Origin of the sequence: Sorangium sp. So ce128 (genome assembly GCF_051525245.1) — a bacterium.
In the GTDB taxonomy this organism is placed as follows: domain Bacteria; phylum Myxococcota_A; class Polyangia; order Polyangiales; family Polyangiaceae; genus Sorangium; species Sorangium cellulosum_B.
In genome coordinates, this window is sequence record NZ_CP150313.1 from 6,320,349 (window position 1) to 6,337,910 (window position 17,562).

At 72.4% G+C, this 17,562-nt stretch carries 17 protein-coding genes and 1 pseudogene; 9 read left to right on the forward strand and 9 right to left on the reverse strand.

Translation table 11 applies throughout. The features are described 5' to 3' along the window. Positions 1 to 5: 5 nt before the first annotated feature. The 3 genes and pseudogenes from WME82_RS23885 to nudC all read left to right on the forward strand — a co-directional run bounded on the left by WME82_RS23885 (position 6) and on the right by nudC (position 3,936). Complete coding sequence (locus tag WME82_RS23885) at positions 6 to 2,711, forward strand: helicase HerA-like domain-containing protein (RefSeq protein ID WP_438044681.1); 2,706 nt, start codon at positions 6 to 8, stop codon at positions 2,709 to 2,711. A gap of 43 nt (positions 2,712 to 2,754) precedes the next feature. Beyond that, positions 2,755 to 2,925, forward strand: a pseudogene (locus WME82_RS23890) (hypothetical protein); the annotation flags it as partial. 174 nt (positions 2,926 to 3,099) lie between these two features. After that, positions 3,100 to 3,936, forward strand: coding sequence for an NAD(+) diphosphatase (gene nudC / locus WME82_RS23895; RefSeq protein WP_438044682.1), 837 nt, complete (start codon positions 3,100 to 3,102; stop codon positions 3,934 to 3,936). A gap of 7 nt (positions 3,937 to 3,943) precedes the next feature. Here the strand turns inward: nudC and WME82_RS23900 are convergent, their stop codons facing one another. From WME82_RS23900 to WME82_RS23915, 4 genes are all read right to left on the reverse strand, one after another. Then, positions 3,944 to 5,404 (reverse strand): MATE family efflux transporter, encoded by a 1,461-nt coding sequence (locus WME82_RS23900; protein WP_438044683.1) that lies wholly within the window; start codon positions 5,402 to 5,404, stop codon positions 3,944 to 3,946. A gap of 235 nt (positions 5,405 to 5,639) precedes the next feature. Then, entirely contained in the window at positions 5,640 to 5,909 is a 270-nt protein-coding gene (locus tag WME82_RS23905; protein WP_437747803.1) for a hypothetical protein, read from the reverse strand. 198 nt (positions 5,910 to 6,107) lie between these two features. Then, complete coding sequence (locus WME82_RS23910) at positions 6,108 to 6,479, reverse strand: hypothetical protein (protein WP_437747804.1); 372 nt, start codon at positions 6,477 to 6,479, stop codon at positions 6,108 to 6,110. Positions 6,480 to 6,611: 132 nt separating this feature from the next. Continuing rightward, a complete protein-coding gene (locus WME82_RS23915; protein WP_438044684.1) occupies positions 6,612 to 7,709 on the reverse strand; it encodes a Nif3-like dinuclear metal center hexameric protein in 1,098 nt (365 codons plus the stop codon). Between WME82_RS23915 and WME82_RS23920 the strand changes: the two genes are divergently transcribed. From WME82_RS23920 to WME82_RS23930, 3 genes are all read left to right on the forward strand, one after another. Further along, the gene (locus WME82_RS23920; RefSeq protein ID WP_438044685.1) at positions 7,708 to 8,229 is read left to right on the forward strand and encodes a hypothetical protein; all 522 of its coding nucleotides are present in this window, start codon (positions 7,708 to 7,710) and stop codon (positions 8,227 to 8,229) included. The genes WME82_RS23915 and WME82_RS23920 overlap by 2 nt on opposite strands. 126 nt (positions 8,230 to 8,355) lie before the next feature. Beyond that, complete coding sequence (locus WME82_RS23925) at positions 8,356 to 8,820, forward strand: DUF3565 domain-containing protein (RefSeq protein ID WP_438044686.1); 465 nt, start codon at positions 8,356 to 8,358, stop codon at positions 8,818 to 8,820. 46 nt (positions 8,821 to 8,866) lie between these two features. Beyond that, positions 8,867 to 9,616 carry a hypothetical protein gene (locus tag WME82_RS23930; RefSeq protein ID WP_438044687.1) on the forward strand — a complete coding sequence of 250 codons (750 nt, stop codon included), beginning with the start codon at positions 8,867 to 8,869 and terminating at the stop codon, positions 9,614 to 9,616. A 159-nt stretch (positions 9,617 to 9,775) separates the two neighbouring features. Here the strand turns inward: WME82_RS23930 and lspA are convergent, their stop codons facing one another. The 5 genes from lspA to WME82_RS23955 all read right to left on the reverse strand — a co-directional run bounded on the left by lspA (position 9,776) and on the right by WME82_RS23955 (position 15,807). After that, on the reverse strand, positions 9,776 to 10,252 hold the full coding sequence (gene lspA, locus WME82_RS23935) for a signal peptidase II (protein ID WP_438044688.1): 477 nt from the start codon (positions 10,250 to 10,252) through the stop codon (positions 9,776 to 9,778). Positions 10,253 to 10,357: 105 nt separating this feature from the next. Next, entirely contained in the window at positions 10,358 to 11,743 is a 1,386-nt protein-coding gene (locus WME82_RS23940) for a DUF1552 domain-containing protein (protein WP_437873680.1), read from the reverse strand. A 22-nt stretch (positions 11,744 to 11,765) separates the two neighbouring features. After that, on the reverse strand, positions 11,766 to 13,415 hold the full coding sequence (locus WME82_RS23945) for a DUF1588 domain-containing protein (protein WP_438044689.1): 1,650 nt from the start codon (positions 13,413 to 13,415) through the stop codon (positions 11,766 to 11,768). Between the two features lie 397 nt (positions 13,416 to 13,812). After that, positions 13,813 to 14,466 carry a Vgb family protein gene (locus WME82_RS23950; protein ID WP_438044690.1) on the reverse strand — a complete coding sequence of 218 codons (654 nt, stop codon included), beginning with the start codon at positions 14,464 to 14,466 and terminating at the stop codon, positions 13,813 to 13,815. A gap of 27 nt (positions 14,467 to 14,493) precedes the next feature. After that, positions 14,494 to 15,807 (reverse strand): helix-turn-helix domain-containing protein, encoded by a 1,314-nt coding sequence (locus tag WME82_RS23955; RefSeq protein WP_438044691.1) that lies wholly within the window; start codon positions 15,805 to 15,807, stop codon positions 14,494 to 14,496. Between the two features lie 99 nt (positions 15,808 to 15,906). Here WME82_RS23955 and WME82_RS23960 point away from each other — a divergent pair, with 99 nt between their 5' ends. The 3 genes from WME82_RS23960 to WME82_RS23970 all read left to right on the forward strand — a co-directional run bounded on the left by WME82_RS23960 (position 15,907) and on the right by WME82_RS23970 (position 17,271). Further along, on the forward strand, positions 15,907 to 16,059 hold the full coding sequence (locus tag WME82_RS23960; protein WP_437331036.1) for a hypothetical protein: 153 nt from the start codon (positions 15,907 to 15,909) through the stop codon (positions 16,057 to 16,059). Next, positions 16,056 to 16,838, forward strand: coding sequence for a DUF899 domain-containing protein (locus WME82_RS23965; protein ID WP_438044692.1), 783 nt, complete (start codon positions 16,056 to 16,058; stop codon positions 16,836 to 16,838). The genes WME82_RS23960 and WME82_RS23965 overlap by 4 nt, the downstream gene beginning before the upstream one ends. A 118-nt stretch (positions 16,839 to 16,956) precedes the next feature. Beyond that, positions 16,957 to 17,271, forward strand: a complete 315-nt coding sequence (locus tag WME82_RS23970; RefSeq protein ID WP_437555088.1) for a hypothetical protein — start codon at positions 16,957 to 16,959, stop codon at positions 17,269 to 17,271. Positions 17,272 to 17,562: the final 291 nt, after the last annotated feature.

The window sequence follows — 17,562 nt, forward strand, 5'->3', positions numbered from 1 at the left end:
CCCTCATGCCGACCCGCCCCTTCACCCTGGGCCGCTCCCGCCCGCTCTCGGGCGATCCCGGCGCCGCCGGCGCGCGCCCGTTCGAGCTCCCGGCGCACCACCTCGTGACCCACGGCGTGGTCGTCGGCATGACCGGCAGCGGCAAGACGGGGCTCGTCATGGTCCTCGTCGAGGAGGCGCTGCGCTCGGGCGTCCCGGTGCTCATGGTCGACGTGAAGGGCGACCTGCCCAACCTGCTCTTCACGTTCCCGGAGCTCTCCGCGGCCGAGTTCGAGCCGTGGATCGACCCCTCGGCGGCCGCGCGCGACGGCCGCTCCACGGCCGACGTCGCCGAGGGGCTCGCGGCGCGCTGGCGCGACGGCCTCGCCTCGTCGGGGCTCGGGTCGGGCGACGTCGCCGCGCTCCGCGCCCGCATGGCCCCGCGCCTGCTGACGCCGGGCACCACGGCGGGCGAGCCGGTCCACGTGCTGTCGGCGCTCGAGACCCCCTCCCCGCTCTGGGACGAGGACGAGGAGGCCGCCCGCGAGGCGCTCTCGGCCTCGCTGTCGCTCCTGCTCCGGCTCGTCGGCCGCGACCCGGATCCGGCCCGGAGCCGCGAGCACGTGCTGCTCGCGCACCTCGCCGAGCGGCGGCTGCGCGCGCGGCGGGCCGCGGGGCTCGAGGAGCTGCTCGCGGACCTGGCCGCTCCGCCGATCGCCGCCGTGGGCGCGCTCGGCGTCGACGAGTTCTTCGCCCCCAAGGAGCGCCAGGCGCTCGCCCGCGAGCTCAACACCCTGCTCGCGTCTCCCACGTTCGCCACCTGGCGCAAGGGCGCGCCGCTCGACGTCGCGTCGTGGCTCGCGCCGCAGGTTGGCAGCGGCAGCGGCGGCGCCAAGACCCCGGCGGTGATCGTCAGCGTCGCGCACCTCGACGACGACGAGCGGCTCCTCGTCCTCGGGCTGCTGTTCGATCAGCTGCTCTCGTGGGTGCGCGGCCTCTCGGGCACGAGCGACCTGCGCGCCCTCGTGGTCTTCGACGAGGTCTTCGGCTTCTTGCCCCCGCACCCGGCGAACCCGCCCACGAAGCGGCCGCTGCTCGCGCTGCTGAAGCAGGCGCGCGCCTTCGGGGTCGGCGTCGTCCTCGCCACGCAGAACCCGATGGACCTCGACTACAAGGCGCTCTCGAACGCCGGCGCGTGGTTCGTGGGCCGGCTCCAGACCGACGCCGACCGCGAGCGCGTCGTCGAGGGGCTCTCGGGCGCGGACGGCGGCGCCGGCGGCGTCGAGGCCGCGGCCCTCTCGGCCACGCTGAAGGCGCTCCCCCCGCGCACGTTCTTCGTGCGCGACGTCCACATGCAGCCGCCGTCGTTCCTCGCCGAGACGCGGTTCAGCCTGTCGTGGCTGCGTGGCCCGGTCACCCGGCGCGAGATCGGCCGCCTCGTCCGGAGCATCTCCCCTCCCCCGCCCGCGCCCGATCCGACACGCGCTTCTCTCGATTCCAGGTCTGCACATCCAGATCCCAGAGCAGATTCTCTCGATTCAAGGTCTGTACATCCAGATCCCAGAGCAGATTCTCTCGATTCAAGGTCTGTACATCCAGATCCCAGAGCAGATTCTCTCGATTCAAGGTCTGTACATCCAGATCCCAGAGCAGATTCTCTCGATCCCAGGCGTGCATCTCCCGATCCGAGGCGCGCTTCGCCCGATCCAGCGAGCCCCGCCCAGCGCGCGCCCGTGGGCCCGGGCGGGACGGTCGTGCTCGACCCGCGCCACACGCCCGCCGCCCCGCAGCCCGCGCGGCGCAGCGGGGCTGCTCGTGTGGACGCCGGCGCCCCCGCGCCGGCACCGCCGCCCCCGGCAGCGCCGGCGCCCCCGCCAGCGCCCGAGGGATGGCGGAGCCTCTACGCGCACGCCCCCGCCGCCGCGCCGGAGGGCTTCCGTTACATCCCCTGGGTTGCTGCCTCCGTGATCGCCCACCTGCGCGACACGAAGCTCGGCGTCGCCCTCAACCGGAGCCAGCTCCTCGCCGCCCCGCTCCTGCCCGACGGCAAGCCGGATCTCTCGCGCGTCTCCCGGCTCGACGCCTCGCTGCTCGCCACATCGCCCGCCGCGGGCGCCCGCTTCGCCGAGCTGCCCGCCCCGCTCGCGAAGCGCGCCACCGCGCAGGCCGCGGCGCGCGCGCTCCGGGAGCACGCGTACCGCACGACCGAGGCCGCCGTGGCCGTCCACAAGGAGCTCGGGCTCGCGCAGGACGACGGCGAGCCCCTCGAGGCGTTCGCCGCCCGCTGCCGCGCCGCCGCGGCCCGGCTCGCCGCCGCCGAGCAGCAGCAGGTCGTCGGCCGGTTCGCGCCCAAGATCGCGCGCCTCGGCGAGCGCATCGCCGCCGCGAAGGCGCGGTACGGCCAGGCCGAGGCCGAGGTGGCCGCGCTCCCCGGCGCGGTGGGCGCCGCGCTCCTCGGGCTCGTCGCCGGCCGGGACACCGCCCGGCGCGCCGGGACCCAGCGCGACAAGGCCGCCGCGAAGCTCGAGCGCGCGCGGCAGGAGTGGACCGAGGCGGACGCCGCGCTCCGCGACCTCCACGCCGCGCAGGCCGCCGAGCTCGCGGCGCTGGAGCAGCTCCCCCTCCGCGCCGGCGAGGGCATCGAGACGAAGCGCCTCGTCCCCAAGAAGAACGACGTCGAGGTCGCGTTCGTGGCGCTCGCCTGGGCCGCGACGCTCGCCGGCCCCGCGTGAGTTCCGAGACGAGCTCACCGCCGCCACAGCTCGTCTCAGCGCGTTCCCTGACGCAGGCATATCTTACGAGGAGAGCGACATCGACGGCATGCGCCGCGTCCTGCTGCCACGAACGAGCTACCACGTGTATTACGTCGTCAACGACACGACCCGGACCGTGACGATCATGGCGGTGTGGCATTCGGCCCGAGGCCATGGGCCTCCGCTTCGCTGAGTCTCTCGTCGCGAGGGCGCTCTGCGCTCACGTTGGGAGCGAGTCGCTACGCTCGCGCGACGTCGCGGTATCCCTCCCTCCATCGAGGCGCTAGGCTCCCCCGCATGCAGCCGATCGGCGCACCTGAGCGACGCCTCGACGGGGAGCCCACGCGGCTCTGCCCCAGGTAACGCCATGCCGTCCTCCCGCTTCCGCGCCGGGCTCGGCCGTCCGAGCTCGGCCCCCGCCGAGATCGCGTGGTTCGCGTTCCACGGCGACGACCTCCTCGTCCGCGCGCCCAGCGACGGCGGCGATCGCTTCGACCTCCCGATCGCGGCCGATCTCGCCGATCTCGGCGTCTCGGTCACGCGCGCGCAGCCGCTCGGCGAGCTGGACGGGCGCGCCTGCCGCTCCGCCGAGCTCGCGCAGGGCGCGCCGGCGCCGGCGGGGTATGCCTACGTCTCGCTGCGGCGCCTCCACGGGCGCATCGATCCGGAGCTGTTCGAGATCGCGGGCACGGCGTACCAGGTGCAGCACTGGGACAAGGCGCACCAGTACTGCGCGGCGTGCGGCGCCGCGCTCGAGACCGGGCAGGACGAGCGCGTCAAGCGCTGCGTCCGCTGCGCGAGCAACTACTTCCCCCGGATCACGCCGGCGACGATCGTGCTCGTCGAGGACGGCCCGCGCGTCCTGATGACGCGCCAGGCGCGGTTCCCTGCGGGCATGTACGGCCTCGTCGCCGGGTTCGTCGAGCCGGGCGAGACCCTGGAGACGTGCGTCGCGCGCGAGGTCCACGAGGAGACGGGCGTCGACGTCGCCGACATCGTCTATTTCGGCAGCCAGCCGTGGCCCTTCCCCCACCAGATCATGGTCGGCTTCACCGCGCGCTACGCCGGCGGCGAGCTCCGCGTCGACACGCGCGAGCTCGAGGACGCGCGCTGGTTCCACCGCGACGCGCTGCCGCTCTTGCCGCCGCCGCTCAGCATCGCCCGGAAGCTTATCGAGGCCTGGCTCGCGCGGCCGGCGCGGTAGCGGCGCCTCAGACGCGCCGCAGCTTCCACGCGCCGCGGCGGAACACGAGCCCGCCCGCGACGGCAAACGTCGAGAACGCCACCGCGATCGCGACGAACACGCCCGCCGGGCCGAGCCCCGCGGCGCCCGAGAGGCCCCAGGCGAGCGGGATCTCCCAGAGCCAGAAGCACGCGAAGTTCAGCAGCGTGGGCGTCCAGGTGTCGCCGGCGCCGTTGAACGCCTGCGTGAACACCAGGCCGAAGCCGTAGAACAGGAACCCGCACGAGAGGATCCGCAGCGTCTGCGTGCCGAACCGGAGCACCTCGGCGTCGTCCGTGAACGCGCCGACGATGGCGCGGGCGCCCACCGCGAAGACGACGCCTAGCGCGCCGAGCATGACGGTGGTCCAGATGCCCGCGCGGTAGACGGCGGCCTCGGCCCGGTCGGGGCGCCCCGCGCCGAGGTTCTGCCCGACCAGGGTCGCGGCGGCGTTCGAGAGCCCGATCGCCGGCAGGATCGCGAACACGATGATGCGCATCCCGATCGTGTAACCGGCGAGCGCCGCGCTCCCGAAGGGCGCGATGATGCGCACAAGGCCGCTCCAGCTCGCCATGCCGATGACGTTTTGCAGCGCGCCGTTCGCGAAGAGCCGCAGCAGCGCCGCGAGCGCCCCCGGGTCGGGGACGAGGTGCCGCGCGCGCACCCTCACCCGGCCGCTGCCGCGCGTGAGGAAGAAGACCTGCAGCGCGACGCCGGTCCCGCGGCCAAGGGTCGTCCCGACCGCCGCGCCGGCCACGCCGAGCTCCGGGAACGGGCCGAGGCCGAAGATGAGGCACGGGCCGAGCGCCATGTTCAGCGCGTTCGAGAGCCAGAGCACCCGCATCGACAGCGCCGCGTCGCCCGCCCCGCGGAAGATCGCGTTGATGACGAACAGCATCAGGATCGTCGCGTTGCCGAGCAGCATGATCGAGGCGAACGGCGCGCCGATCGCGATCACCTCGGGCGTCGCCCCCATCGCCGCGAGCAGCCGCGGGGCGAGCAGCGCGCCGACCGCCGAGATCGGCAGCGAGATGAGCAGGCCGAGCACGATCGCCTGCCCCGCCATGGCGGCCGCCTCCTCGTGGCGCCCCTCGCCGACCCGCCGCGCGACCGTCGCGGACGCGGCGACCGCGAGGCCCATCGCGATGGCGTAGACGAGCGCGAGGAGCGACTCCGTGAGCCCGACGGCGGCGACGGCGTCGGCCCCGAGCCGCGAGACCCAGAAGACGTCGACCACGACGAAGAGCGACTCCATGAGCATCTCCATGACCATCGGGATCGCGAGCAGGGCGATCGCCCGGTCGATGGAGCCGGTGGTGAAGTCGTGCTCGCCGCCGCGGACCGCGTCGCGGAGCGTGGACCAGACGCCCGCGCCGCGGGGCGCGGGCGGCGAGGGTGCAAGAGCGTCCGCGCGCAGGTCGGGGGCGGGTGGCGTGCCGTGGTCGCGCATGAGGGCCGGCAAGCTGATCGCTGCGGGCCGCTTCGTCCAGCGGCGTTGCACACCTTTACAGATGGGAGGGGCTACTACAGATGGGAGGGGCTACTCTCCTGGCGCGCGCGGCGGCGGCGCCATCGACGCCGATCGGCTGTCAACCACCGGGCCGAGTCGCCCGGCGACCCGCCACGCTTCCTCCGCGACCACATCCCGCCTCGGGCGGGAAGCTCTCCTCTCCCTTTGCGACCGCTCAACCTGCGCTCGCGAAGAAGAACCACGCGTCGTCCGGGCCACAGCCCGGATCGAGCGCGAAGCGGAGGCGCTCGAGGAACCCACGGTAGCCAAGCACGACCGGTCCTATCCATCCCGGGGCGATAAGGATGCTGCCCGACACCGTGAGGCTCTCGCCGCGCTCGGCGACGAGCAGGACGTCGAGATCGTGAAGAACGCCGCGGATGCGACCAAGTCGCGTCGACAGGATCATCGTCTGTCCCGTGCCGCCAAGCTGCGCTTGCAGCATGTCGGCGAGGTCGCCTCCGATGATCGACCACGCGGCGCCCGTGTCGAGGAGCGCCTGGCTCTCGAACGGAAGTCGGCGATCCGGCAGCGAACAGCGACTGTCAGCAGCGTCCCTTCGTGCTCGGTCGCGACCGATACCGCGCTGACGAGTCGGCCCACGGCTGCGCGACCCCTTCGAGACGCATCGTGCCTTTGGCCATCAGTCGACCTGCACCACGAACGCACCTTCGATCTGCCCACGCTCCGTCAGCCGCTCGACCAGCGCGCGCAGCGTGACGTCGGTGTCGAGCAGCTTGCCATCGTGGAGCGCCACCCAGCGATCGAGGTAGGCCTGCCGGTTTTCTCGCAACCAGGCGTAGTCTGCCGCAAAGTCACTGCGGGCACGGTCGGGTGAGGCAACGATCCGGGGCGGACGGAGGACCTTCGCCCAGCCTTCCACGCTCGTATCCCCCTGGGCGAGCAACTCCTGGACATAACGGCGCGCCTCCTCGACCCGGTTGGCCTCCACCAGCTTGCGAATGTGCTCAGCAGGGGGGATTGGCGGAGGGAGTGCTTCGTTCGCGGTCCGCATGCAAGGCATCGTAGCACTTCACTGCCGTCCTCGGTCGGTCCCAACCGAGCCAGGGGACCTCGATGAGCGGGGCGCGCCGCCGAGCCCTGGCGTGTTCCGCGCCCCATCCCCCTCCCGGCGCAGCGCCGCGCCTCAGCGGATCGAGAACGGATCCCGGTCGCTCGCGCTGATGGCGACGCGCAGCGACGGCACCGCGGCGCGGAGGCGCTCGGCGAGGCGCTTCAGCGCGGCGCGCTCGCTGTTCGAGTGCAGCGCGCACACCACGGTGACACCCGCGCTCGCCGCGCGGAGCGCGTCGTGGTGGCGCAGCTCGCCCGTCAGGTAGAGCTCCGCCCCCTGCGCGATGGCGTCGTCGAGGAGCGCGCCGCCCGCGCCGGCGCACGTGGCCGCACGGGAGACGGCACGCTGCTCGGGGCCGGCCACGAGCAAGGCGTCGACCCCGAGGCCCTCCTTGATGCGGCCGAGCAGCTCGGAGACCGGCGCCGCGCCGGCGAGCGGCCCGATCCGCCCGATGCCGGCCCTGAGCGGCTCGGCGGCGAGCTCGACGAGATCGAACGCCACCTCCTCGTACGGGTGCGCGGCGCGCATCGCCTGCACGACCGCGGCGGTCCGCTCGCGGGGGAAGACCATCTCCAGCCGCACCTCGGCGACGCGCTCGAGCCGGCCCTTCTCGCCGACCGTGGGGTTCGCGCCCTCCTCCCCGAAGAACGTGCCCGTCCCCAGCGTGCGGAAGCTGCAGCGCGAATACCGGCCGATCTGGCCCGCGCCCGCCTCGGCGAGGGCGTCGGCTACCGCGTCGGCGTGATCCTCCGGGACGAAGACGACCAGCTTGTGCTGCCACGCCTTGGAGGGCGCCCTCCTGAGCGGCGCGCGGTCCGGCGAGATCCCGAGCGCGTCGGCGAGGACATCGTTGGTGCCCCCCTCGGCGACGTCGAGCGCGGTGTGGGGCGAGTACAGCGCGATGCCGTCGCGGATGGCCGCGAAGATCGGGCTCGGCGCGACCACCCGCTTCACGGCCTCGAAGAGCGGCGGATGGTAGGCGACGACGAGATCGCAGCCGAGATCGCGCGCCTCCCGGGCGACCTCGGGGGTGTAATCGATGGCGAGGAACGCCGCCGACGAGGGCCGCGCCGGGTCGCCCGCGAGCAAGCCGACGTTGTCCCAGGACTCCGCGAACCGGAGCGGCGCGATCGACTCGAGCGCTGAAAGGACGTCTCGGAGGAGGGTCATGAGCGCCTCTATACCAGCGGCGAGCGCGGTTCGGCGCAGCGGCGCAGCGGCGACGGCGGAGCCGAGCTCCGCGCGACGGCGGCGCCGAGCGCAGCCGGAGGCGCCGCGTCGCGCCTCGGGCCTGCCCGAGCTCGCGGCGCGCGCCGTCCGCGAGGGCTGCGTCGGCGAGACGCTCGCCGCCGTGCAAGCCAGCGAGCAGCGCTCGCGCGCCACCGACGCCGCGGTCCGGAGCGCCCTTGCCACGATCGCCGAGGACGAGGCCTGGCACGCCGAGCTCGCGTGGCGCTTCGTGGCCTGGGCGCTCCAGACGGGCGGCGAGCCGGTGCGCCGGGCGGTCTCCGAGGCCTTCGAGGCGGCCCTCGCCTCGCCTCCTCCGGCCGCCACGGCGCCGGACGCCGAGGCCGACGCCCTCGCCGCGCACGGGCGCCCTGACGGCGCGGCGCTGGCCACCTCCCACCGCCGCGCGGTCGCGGAGGTCATCGCGCCTGCGATGCGCGCGCTGCTGGGCGCGTGGTCCTAGCGAGGACGCGATCCGACGTGGACCGGAAGGTGGAAGATGGACGATGCGCAGGCGCAGCTCGCTCCGGACACGCTGCGCGCAGATCGAGTGGAAAACCATCCAGAAGACGGTCAGTAGATCGAGACGATGCGTCGAGCGATCACAGGCTACCATCAGGACGATGCGAACGATTGGGTGGCCGAGCTGAGCTGTGGACACGGCCAGCACGTCCGGCACAAGCCGCCGTTCTTCTCGCGCCCCTGGGTCGTCACGTCCGAGGGCCGCGCATCGATGCTCGGCACCGAGCTCGACTGCGTGCGCTGCGATCGGCTCGAGATGCCCGACGGGCTGGTCGCGTACAAGCGCACGGCCGAGTTCGACGAGGTCACGATCCCTTCCGGCCTGCGAAAGAACCATTCCACCAAGGCCGGCGTATGGGGGGTGATCCACGTGATCTCGGGGCGGCTGCGCTACCGGATCGATGGGCTCGGCGGTCGAGAGCTCTCTCTCTATCCAGAGAGCCCAGGGATCGTCGCCCCCGAGGTGCTACACCACGTCGACCCCGACGGCCCGGTGCGGTTCTTCGTGGAGTTTCAACGCAAGGGCGGGTAACCCGGCCCGCCGAATGGGACGGTCGCACCGAGCGTTCTGGGTCCTCATGAGCCGATCCTCCATCGCCCTGCTGGTCGCCGCCGTCATCGGGTGTAGCCCGCCTTCTCCCACCCCGTCGGCGAGCGTCTCCGCGGCTCCTGCAGAACCAGGCCGAGCTCCGGCGCCCGGCGCGACCACGCCCCCGGCCGGCACCTCCGCCGCAGAAAGCCCGGCGCCCGCGGCAGCACCCCAGGCCGCCACGGACACCGCCGGCGGCTCCAAGGCGAGCCTCGACGATCCGCGGATCCAGAAGATCAGGGCCCGGTATCAGGACATCCAGGCCCGCAATGACCTGACGCGAAGCGAGCTCCGCTTCGAGTGCGCCGGCGGCGAGGGACGCGGCGAGCTCCGGTTGTACCAGGCGGACGGCGCGATCCAGAAGGCGGAGATCGCGGCCGCCGACGCGGGGCACGGCGAGTCGACGTACCAGTTCTACTACGACCAGGGCCAGCTGGTCTTCGCGCTGCACGACGATGGATCCTGGGCCTTTGACGGGACGAGGGGTACGCCGGACAAGCCGGCGACGACGAGCAGCGTCACGCAGCGCCGGTACTATGTTCACGAAGGTGAGCCCGTGCTCTGCATCAAGAAGCACGCGAAAGGTCCCACGGAGAAGCTCGGCCCCTTGCTGGAGCAGGCGCCCAACGGGCCTGACGATTGCTCCAGGGCCAAGAAAACGCAGCAGATCGCCTCCGCCGCCCTGGCGGGCGCGAAGCCCAAGACCACGGATGAGCTGAAGAGGCTGCTCTGCAACTGAGCCCAGCGGCGCTACCGGGCGGCCAATCTTCTCGAGAGTTCTCAGACACCGGACCGGAAGACATGCGGCGCGCATGCTCTTCTTCCAGGTCTTTCCGCCGCTGGCCGCGCTGCTCGTGGAGCCGGCGTGCTCGGGCGAGACCGTCTCACGAGGCGAAGCTCAGGACACCTCGCGCGGCTCTTGGCGCGCGCGCCGGAACATCGCGATCCCGAGCAGGATCCCGCCCGCCACGATGGCGATGTCAGCGACGTTGAACACCGGCCAGCGGTGAAGGTGGATGAAGTCGATGACGTAGCCGCGGACGCCGCGATCGATCGCGTTCCCGACCGCGCCGGCGACGATGAGCGCGTACCCGGCCTGCTCGGTGAGCGACGCGCGGCGGCTGCTCCACCAGCCCAGGAGCACCACGCCGAGGACTACCATCGAGCACACCAGGAGGACCGCCACCTTCGCCGGCGACTGGATGCCCCGGAGCAGGCTGAAGGCCATGTCACGGTTCTCGGCGTAGCGGAGATCGAGCACCCCCGGCACGATCGACAGGGGACCTCGCTGCTCGAGCGCGGCCTGCGCGACCGCCTTGGTCGCATGATCGCACCCCACCAGGGCCAGCGTGAACAGAATCAGGACCCAGCCCATCACACGTCGCGCCATGGCCGCCGGAACACGGCGCCCTGGCGGTTTGTTCCCGGTCAGTCGCTCGAGAGAGGACGGTGTGGAGCCAGCGCCGCCCCCGAGCGGGTTTCAGGCGAGGAAGCCCGGCAGCGGTCCGCAGTTCGGCTCGATGCCGATGCCGGTCGCGGCGTGGCCGAGCGCGTTCATCACGGACGTGAGCAGCTTGTTCGAGCTCTGCGCGGTGGTGTTGTTGATGTACTGGCCCACGTTCACGCCCAGGTTCTTCCCGCCGATGACCAGGTACTGCATGTCCCGCGGGTTGTGGCTGTGGTTCGTGCCGCTCTCCACACCCCAGAGCAGGATCGTGTTGTCGAGCATCGTGCCGCTGCCCTCGCGGATGCCCGCGAGCCGCTTCGCCAGGTACGCGATATGGCTCGCCCAGAAGCGATCGAACAGCATGAAGGCCTGGCGCGTGGTCATCGACTCACCACCGACGCTGACGCTGTCGTTCGTGCGGCTGACGTGCGCGACCACGTCGTGCCAGCTCTGGCCGAAGCCGAGGAGGCCCTCATGGTGGCCGCCGGAGAAGCTGAAGTGGTAGTCCGCGACCCGCGTGCGATCGCACGTGAACGCGCTCACGATGATGTCGGCCTGGATCTGCGCCCAGCGCGTGATCGTCGTCGCGTTGTTGGTGCTGCCGTTGTAGCCGGAGGTGTCCGCGCGCTCGCACGCCGCGCCGGCCGGGACCGACGTGCCGCCGCCCATGCCCGCGATGCGCTTCTCGAGCTCGAACAGCGCTTCCACGTGGAGCTCCAGCTTCTGGCGCTCGGCCTGGCCGAGGAAGCCCTGGATGGTCTTGAGCTCGCGCGTGTTGATCTGGAGGATCCGCTGGTCGGCCTTGCGCTTCGCGGCCGCGACGGCGTCCGGCATACCGCCGGGCGTGGGCGTCGGCGCGGCGCCGTCGAAGGTGACGCCGCTGAAGATCGTGCTGAACGCGCGCGCGGGGTCGGCCGTGTGGGTCATGGGCTGGCCGGGGCCGCTGTACGAGATGATATGGCGCTTGTCGGCGCCGCCGCGATCGGCGACGCACAGGTGGATGCTCGCGAGCGGCGTGCCGCCGCGCAGGTCGGAGCTCTTGAGCAGGATCTGATCGAGCGAGGGACCGTTCGCGTGGTGTGAGCTCTCGTCGATGAAGCGCGCGCCCGTGAACAGCTGCGCCATGCCGGCCTCGTGGTGATTCCCGACCGTCCAGGCATGGTCGAGCCGGCGCAAGAACAACATGTCGCTCTCGAGGCCGCGGAAATCGGCGAGCGGCTCCTGGAGCTGGAACGTCGACCCGCTGCCGGTCGGCCACCACTCGGGCGGGTGCGAGTCGGGCGTGAAGATCAGCACCAGCCGCTTGGGCACGACGGTCTGCGCCTCGACCTCGCGGTGGCGTAGCAGCGGCGCCAGGAAGATCGCGCCGGCCGCCGTCTTCAGGATGTCTCGTCTGGATACGTCGAAGGGCCTGGGCATGTTCGATCCTCGATGGCCGTAGCTAATCGCGCACGCGCTCCACCGTGCTCGGCGAAGAGAGGAGCGCCACGAGCAGGTCGCGCAGGAGACCGGTGCGATCCAGCGCCGCCGTGCCCTGCACGACCGGCGGAATACCGCGCGCAGACTCGACCTGGCCGAAATAGAAGCGGAAGGCCTGCCGCGCCAGGCACTCGCGGACCCAGGTGCTGCGCGACAGCGCTTCTCCCAGCCCCGCGGCGCTGTCGTACTCCCCGTCGACGTCGGTGTTCAGCAGCCACCCCACCGCGTCGATCGGCTGCGGCGCGGCCATGGGCGCGGTGAGCGACGGGCTCCTGTACTGCTCGAGCGTCCGATAGCGGCCCGCGCCGTCGAAATTCTCGAGCATGAAGCCGACGCCGTCGATCAGCGCGTGGCAGCTCTCGCAGACCGCCTGCGCGTTGTGCGTCTCGTACAGCTCGCGCGTGGTCTTCGGGGTCATGCGCAGCTCGCTCTCTTCGATCGGCGGCGGGGTGAAGTTCTCGGGCAGCGTGATGTGCTGGCACAGCAGCTGATCGCGGATGAACAGGCCGCGGAGCGTCGGGGACGTGAGGTACTGCTTGGCGGTCTTGGAGAGCACGGAGCCGAGGGAGAGCAGGCCGCTCCGCGCGGTGTCCGTCGCGCCCGAGGCGTCGCTGCGGTAGAACGCGGAGAGCGCTGGATCGACCTCGGGTACAGGCGCCGTGAGCAGGCTCGCGATCGAGCCCTCCATGCCTCCGTTCGCGCGGAGGAAGCGCTGCGTCTCGGCGAACATCGCCCCCTTCACATCGGCGAAGCCGGGGAACACGTCCTCGAACTTCTCCACCTCGGCCTCGAACGTGTGCAACCGCAACCACTGGACGAGGAAGTGACCGAGCTGGTCGGCGGCGCCCGGCGTCGAGAGCAGCTGGTCGATGTGGCCAGGAAGCAGCGCGGGATCGGCCAGCTCGCCGCGATCGGCGGCGGCGATCAGCGTCGCAGAGGGCGGCTCGCCGAGCACGCTGTACGAAAGGAAGGTCGCGATCTCGTGGTCAGTCAGCCGGAACGCCGCTTTCGCCTCATCGCTCGGCGCGCCGATCTCGGTCCGGTACAAGAAATAAGGCGAGTTCAGCACGCCCTTCAGCACCCAGCGGAACGGCAGCGCCGGATCCCCGGACTCGGCGGCGAGATCGAACACTTCGCCATAACTGGTCAGGTCCTCCGCCGTCGCGGGCCGCCGGAACGCCTTGGTGACCGCCGCGCGCACGAAGTCCGTTTTGCACGTCGCGTCGACCTTGCCGCACGGAATCAATGCGCTGAGCTGCCGATCGCCGAGCGCGAGCACCGCGGCCTCGGCCTTGGCCGCGTACTGCTCGGCCAGGGTCACGCGGACGAGCCCGCTGGTGGACATGTTCGGATAGATGCCGTTGTCCGGGACGGGCTCCATGTCCGAAATGTCGATCGACACGCCGAGCAAGCCCTGGACGGAGCGAGCGTACTCCTCCGGGGTGAGCAGCCATGTGCGGGCCCGCAGCGCCGCGGAGGCGGGCGTGGGCGCCGCGTACGGCAAGCTCCCGTCGGCCTGCGGCGGGGGAACGTCGCCGCCGGTCTCGCCGCCAGCCGCGCCCGAGGACGGATCGCCGAGCTGCCCGGTGCAGGCGGGCGCCAGAGAACCCAAAACGAAGATCCAGCCCAAAGAGCGAAAACGCATATCGGATCTCCACATGGGTGCGCGGCGCCGATCGAGACCGCTCCCGTCGAGGAGGCTGGAAGTCCAACGCTGTCCGCAAATCAAACCGCCCGGAGCCACCTACCATCTTACAGCGTCATTGTTACGCTGCAGTGGATGGAGAAGGCCCCGCTGCGCAAGACGACCCATCCAGAGCCGAGCAGAACGGTCCCCTCGAGTGGATCTTGATCCGCGCCTTACGCGCCTTCACATTCCCGAAGGGTTCGGTTCTGATCATCGCCGCGCGCAGCGACCCAGCCCGTTCCCTTCGGCGCAGTGCCACTCATGCTGTAAGTTTGTCTCGAAACCCTGGCCGGCTGCGCCGGCAGGTCGAACCCAGGGTGAATCAGACCGCTTTTCGCGGCTTCTTCACCGCGCGGAGCCTGCCTGTCGCCGGGTCACCGCACCACAGGCGGCCGCTCGCGTCGGCCTCGACGCCGGAGAGGCGCACGCTCTCCGGCAGCGCGAGCCGGTCCAGGACCTCGCCACTCCGGGAATCGACGCGGCGGAGCTCCGACGGCGCGCCCTCCTCCTCGCACATCACGCCGTGCCAGAGATCGCCCTCGGTCCACGTGACGCCGGTGACGAGCCGATCGGAGACGAGCGTGCGGAGGACGGCCCCGCGCTCGGGATCGATCTTGAGGATCTTCCGCTCGCGGTAGATGCCCGCATAGAGCGCGCCGTCGGCCCACGCGAGCCCGCTCACGGGCGTCGCGTCGAAGCCCGGCACCTCGCCGACCGCGGCCCCGCTCGCGGGATCGATCTTCCGGATCCTGCCGCCCCCGACGACCCACAGGTGGCGCCCGTCGAACGCCACCCCGGCGCTCGCGGGCGCCTTCAGGCGACGGAGCACGCGGCCGCTCTCGGGCTCGGCGGACATGAGGTCTCCGCGATCGCCGTGCGCGAACCACACCGCCTGTCCGTCGAACGCGACCCCGTGAATCGACTCCACCCCTTCGAACGTGCGCTCCGCGATGATCTCGGCCTGTCGGGCTTTCACGGTCCACTCCTTCCTCGCCCCGCGCACTCAACCAGGGAGCGCGAGCCCGAGGAGCAACATTTGTGACGCGATCGACAGCGCCGCTCTGGGCCTCGCGTAGCGCCGCGAGGGGCCGCTGCCGGTGACCTCGACAGCGCGCGCGAGCGAGAGCTCCGCGAGCGCGCGCTGCACCGTGCGCGCGCTCTTGCCGAGCGCGGCGCCGATGGCCGAGGCGCTCCACGCGGCGCCGTCCGAGAGGAGCGCGCGGATGGCGCCCGCGTCGCCCGGCTCGAGCGGCGCGAGGACGACCACCGCCACGCCCGCGCCGAGCTCCCAGCGGTACGCGTTCCCGAGCGCGCGCACGACCCCGACGCCGCCGAGCTCGGCGCGCAGGCGCCCCACCTCGACGCGCAGCCGCCGCCGGTGGGACTCGTTGACCGCGCGAACGCCGAACGCCGCGCGCGCGAGGTCGTCGCTCGCGATCGCCGCCGGGTGAGCGCGCGCGAGCGCCTCGAGCAGGGCGAACAGGACCGGCCGGCGCGCGAGGTCGGCCCGCACCTCGCCGCCGTCGAGCACGCGGCGGCGGAGCGCGTCCACGACGACCCGCCCCGCGGGCGCGGCGACCAGGGCCTCGACGTCGGCGAGGCGCACGGGCTCGTCGCGGCCGCCCTGGACGAGGCGCGCCACGGGCTCGTCGTGCGCGCGGAGGAAGCGCTCGGCCTCGGCGATGAGCAGCGGATGTCCGCTCGCCCGCGCCCACGCCGCGGCCTGCTCGGCCGCGCGTCGCGCCGAGGACGCGCGCACGAGCCGCGCGTGCACCTCGGCGCGCACGAGCGCCAGCGCGGCCCTGGTGAACATCGGCGCGTCGCTCGTGACCGTGGCCTCGGCGGCCGCGAGCGCCCGCTCCGCCTCGGCGACGCGGCCTTCGAGCAGCGCGGCCCGCGCCGCGCCCAGGCGAGCCCACGCCGCGTTCGTGAGATCGCCGGCGCGCTCGAGGGCGTCACCCGCCTCGACGAGCCCCTGCCACGCCTCGCCGATCTCCCGCTGCGCGAGCGCGATCTCCGCGAGGGCCGCGCTCGCTCGCGCCCGGGCGCGCTCGGCGCCCGCCGCGGCGAACGCCCGCGCCGCGCGGCCGAGCGCGGCCTTCGCCTCCGGATAGGCGCCCATCTGCGCGAGCGCGATCCCGCGGAGCGCGAGCGCGTGTGGACCTCCGAAGGGGCCGACCACCTTCAGCGCGTCGAGCGCGTCGCCCGCCGCGAGCGAGCGGGCCGCCAGCGCGCCGAGCTCGGCGGGAACCTCGGCCGTCGCATCCATCGCGGCAGCGTCGCACGCCCAGCGGCGCGCGCCAACGGATCGCGACATCGATGTTGCTGTCGCGGCCAGAGGCGCCGTGGTCATTTCCACGGGTCAGCGGCCGGCGCGGCGAGGCGCCGCGCGCGCCGCCCACACGAGGAGATCCCCATGTGCCCTGCGTGCCTCGCGTCCATCGGATGGGTCCTCGCCCAGGCGGCCTCCGCCGGCGCCGTGACCGCGATCGCCGTCAAGAAGCTCCGGAACCGGAACCAGAGCAGGAGCGCCGCCGGCGCCCCCGCGTCGAAGGGAGAGCGCCGATGAGCCGCGCCAAGGTCGTTTCAAGGGAAGAGTGGCTGGCGGCGCGCCTGGCGCTGCTGGAGAGAGAGAAAGAGCACGACCGGCGGCGCGACGCGCTGAGCGCCGCGCGCCGCGAGCTGCCGTGGGTGAGGGTCGACAAGGCCTATGTGTTCGACGCCCCTTCAGGCAAGCTGACGCTGCGCGAGCTCTTCGGCGAGCGCCGGCAGCTCCTCGTCTACCATTTCATGTTCGCGCCGAGCTGGGAGGAGGGCTGCAAGAGCTGCTCGTACGTGGCCGACAACATCCAGGGTGGCCACGTCCACCTGGCCGCCCGCGACACGGCGTATTGCGCCGTCTCCCGCGCGCCGCTCGCCAAGATCGAGGCGTTCAAGGCGCGAATGGGCTGGACGTTCCCGTGGGTCTCCTCGGACGAGACGGACTTCAACTATGACTATCACGTCTCGTTCCGTGAGGAGGAGCGCGCTCGAGGAGATATGGAGTACAACTTCAAGAAGGCGAGCTCCCCCTTCCCCGAGGCCCCTGGGCTGAGCGTCTTCGCCCGCGACGGCGACGAGGTCTTCCACACCTACTCGACCTATGCGCGCGGGCTCGACGTCCTGATCGGCACCTACAACTACCTGGATCTCACGCCCCTCGGCCGGGACGAGGCCGCGCTCCCTTACACGATGGCGTGGGTCCGCCATCACGACAGGTACCCCACGACGTCAGGCACCTCGCGAAGCGAAGCGGCTGGGGAAGGCGGCTCGTGTGGGTGCGCCGCTCCGGCGCGCGGGCCCGGGTGATCCGGACTCCTCACGGATTCCGCGCGGATCACGCCCGTGGGCCGCGGTGTGCGGGGCCCGCCCCCCCGGTTTGTTGGCCGGTCCGGCTGCCTCGACGGACACTGGCGAGACGGTCGCGATGAAGAAGTGGAGCTTCCTGGCCCTGGGGCGCAGCTACGAGATCACGGATTATGGCCCCAGGTTCGGGATCGAGGTCACACGGGACGGCTACACCGTGTGGACCGGCTACCGTGACGGAGCGCGGCTCGTGACAGACACGAGCACCCTGCCGTCGCGCGAGCTCGTGGCGCTCCGCGAGGAGCTCGTCCTGCGGGCGAGCTCCTGGAGCGCCGCCCCGGGGACGGGCGCGGGCCTGCGCGCGCGCCGGCCGCAGCGCGCGGTCGAGCAGCTCGATCTGCTCGGGGCGCCGCTGCTCGGCGGCTGCCCGCGCTGAGACGACGCGAGCGTGTCCCGGCGTCACTGTCGGAGCGGGTCGACGCACCTGGCCGCCCGCGTCAGCGAGCGTGAGCCCGCCGCCGCTCACGCCGCCGCGCCGCGCCCCGCCAGCCGTCGGCTATCCCGCCGCTCTGCCGCAGCACCGGCTGACAGCGCTCGCCCCGTACCAGGTCGCCGGACTGGATTCCGTTGCTACCACAATTTGACCCGGGGATCATCGGCAACCGAGGCCCACACGGAACCTCATCCGAGCACGTCGCGCAGCCAACCAGCGCGGGCCAGATCCGTC

Bases quoted from the DNA above. Each gene is read 5' to 3' on its own strand.
- WME82_RS23930 (WP_438044687.1), top strand. From the start codon at position 8,867: ATGAGCCGATCCTCCATCGCCCTGCTGGTCGCCGCCGTCATCGGGTGT.
- WME82_RS23960 (WP_437331036.1), top strand. From the start codon at position 15,907: ATGTGCCCTGCGTGCCTCGCGTCCATCGGATGGGTCCTCGCCCAGGCG.
- WME82_RS23915 (WP_438044684.1), bottom strand. From the start codon at position 7,709: ATGACCCTCCTCCGAGACGTCCTTTCAGCGCTCGAGTCGATCGCGCCG.
- WME82_RS23910 (WP_437747804.1), bottom strand. From the start codon at position 6,479: ATGCGGACCGCGAACGAAGCACTCCCTCCGCCAATCCCCCCTGCTGAG.
- WME82_RS23925 (WP_438044686.1), top strand. From the start codon at position 8,356: ATGCGTCGAGCGATCACAGGCTACCATCAGGACGATGCGAACGATTGG.
- WME82_RS23940 (WP_437873680.1), bottom strand. From the start codon at position 11,743: ATGCCCAGGCCCTTCGACGTATCCAGACGAGACATCCTGAAGACGGCG.
- WME82_RS23920 (WP_438044685.1), top strand. From the start codon at position 7,708: ATGAGCGCCTCTATACCAGCGGCGAGCGCGGTTCGGCGCAGCGGCGCA.
- WME82_RS23885 (WP_438044681.1), top strand. From the start codon at position 6: ATGCCGACCCGCCCCTTCACCCTGGGCCGCTCCCGCCCGCTCTCGGGC.
- lspA (WP_438044688.1), bottom strand. From the start codon at position 10,252: ATGGGCTGGGTCCTGATTCTGTTCACGCTGGCCCTGGTGGGGTGCGAT.
- WME82_RS23900 (WP_438044683.1), bottom strand. From the start codon at position 5,404: ATGCGCGACCACGGCACGCCACCCGCCCCCGACCTGCGCGCGGACGCT.
- WME82_RS23905 (WP_437747803.1), bottom strand. From the start codon at position 5,909: ATGCTGCAAGCGCAGCTTGGCGGCACGGGACAGACGATGATCCTGTCG.
- WME82_RS23965 (WP_438044692.1), top strand. From the start codon at position 16,056: ATGAGCCGCGCCAAGGTCGTTTCAAGGGAAGAGTGGCTGGCGGCGCGC.
- nudC (WP_438044682.1), top strand. From the start codon at position 3,100: ATGCCGTCCTCCCGCTTCCGCGCCGGGCTCGGCCGTCCGAGCTCGGCC.
- WME82_RS23970 (WP_437555088.1), top strand. From the start codon at position 16,957: ATGAAGAAGTGGAGCTTCCTGGCCCTGGGGCGCAGCTACGAGATCACG.
- WME82_RS23955 (WP_438044691.1), bottom strand. From the start codon at position 15,807: ATGTCGCGATCCGTTGGCGCGCGCCGCTGGGCGTGCGACGCTGCCGCG.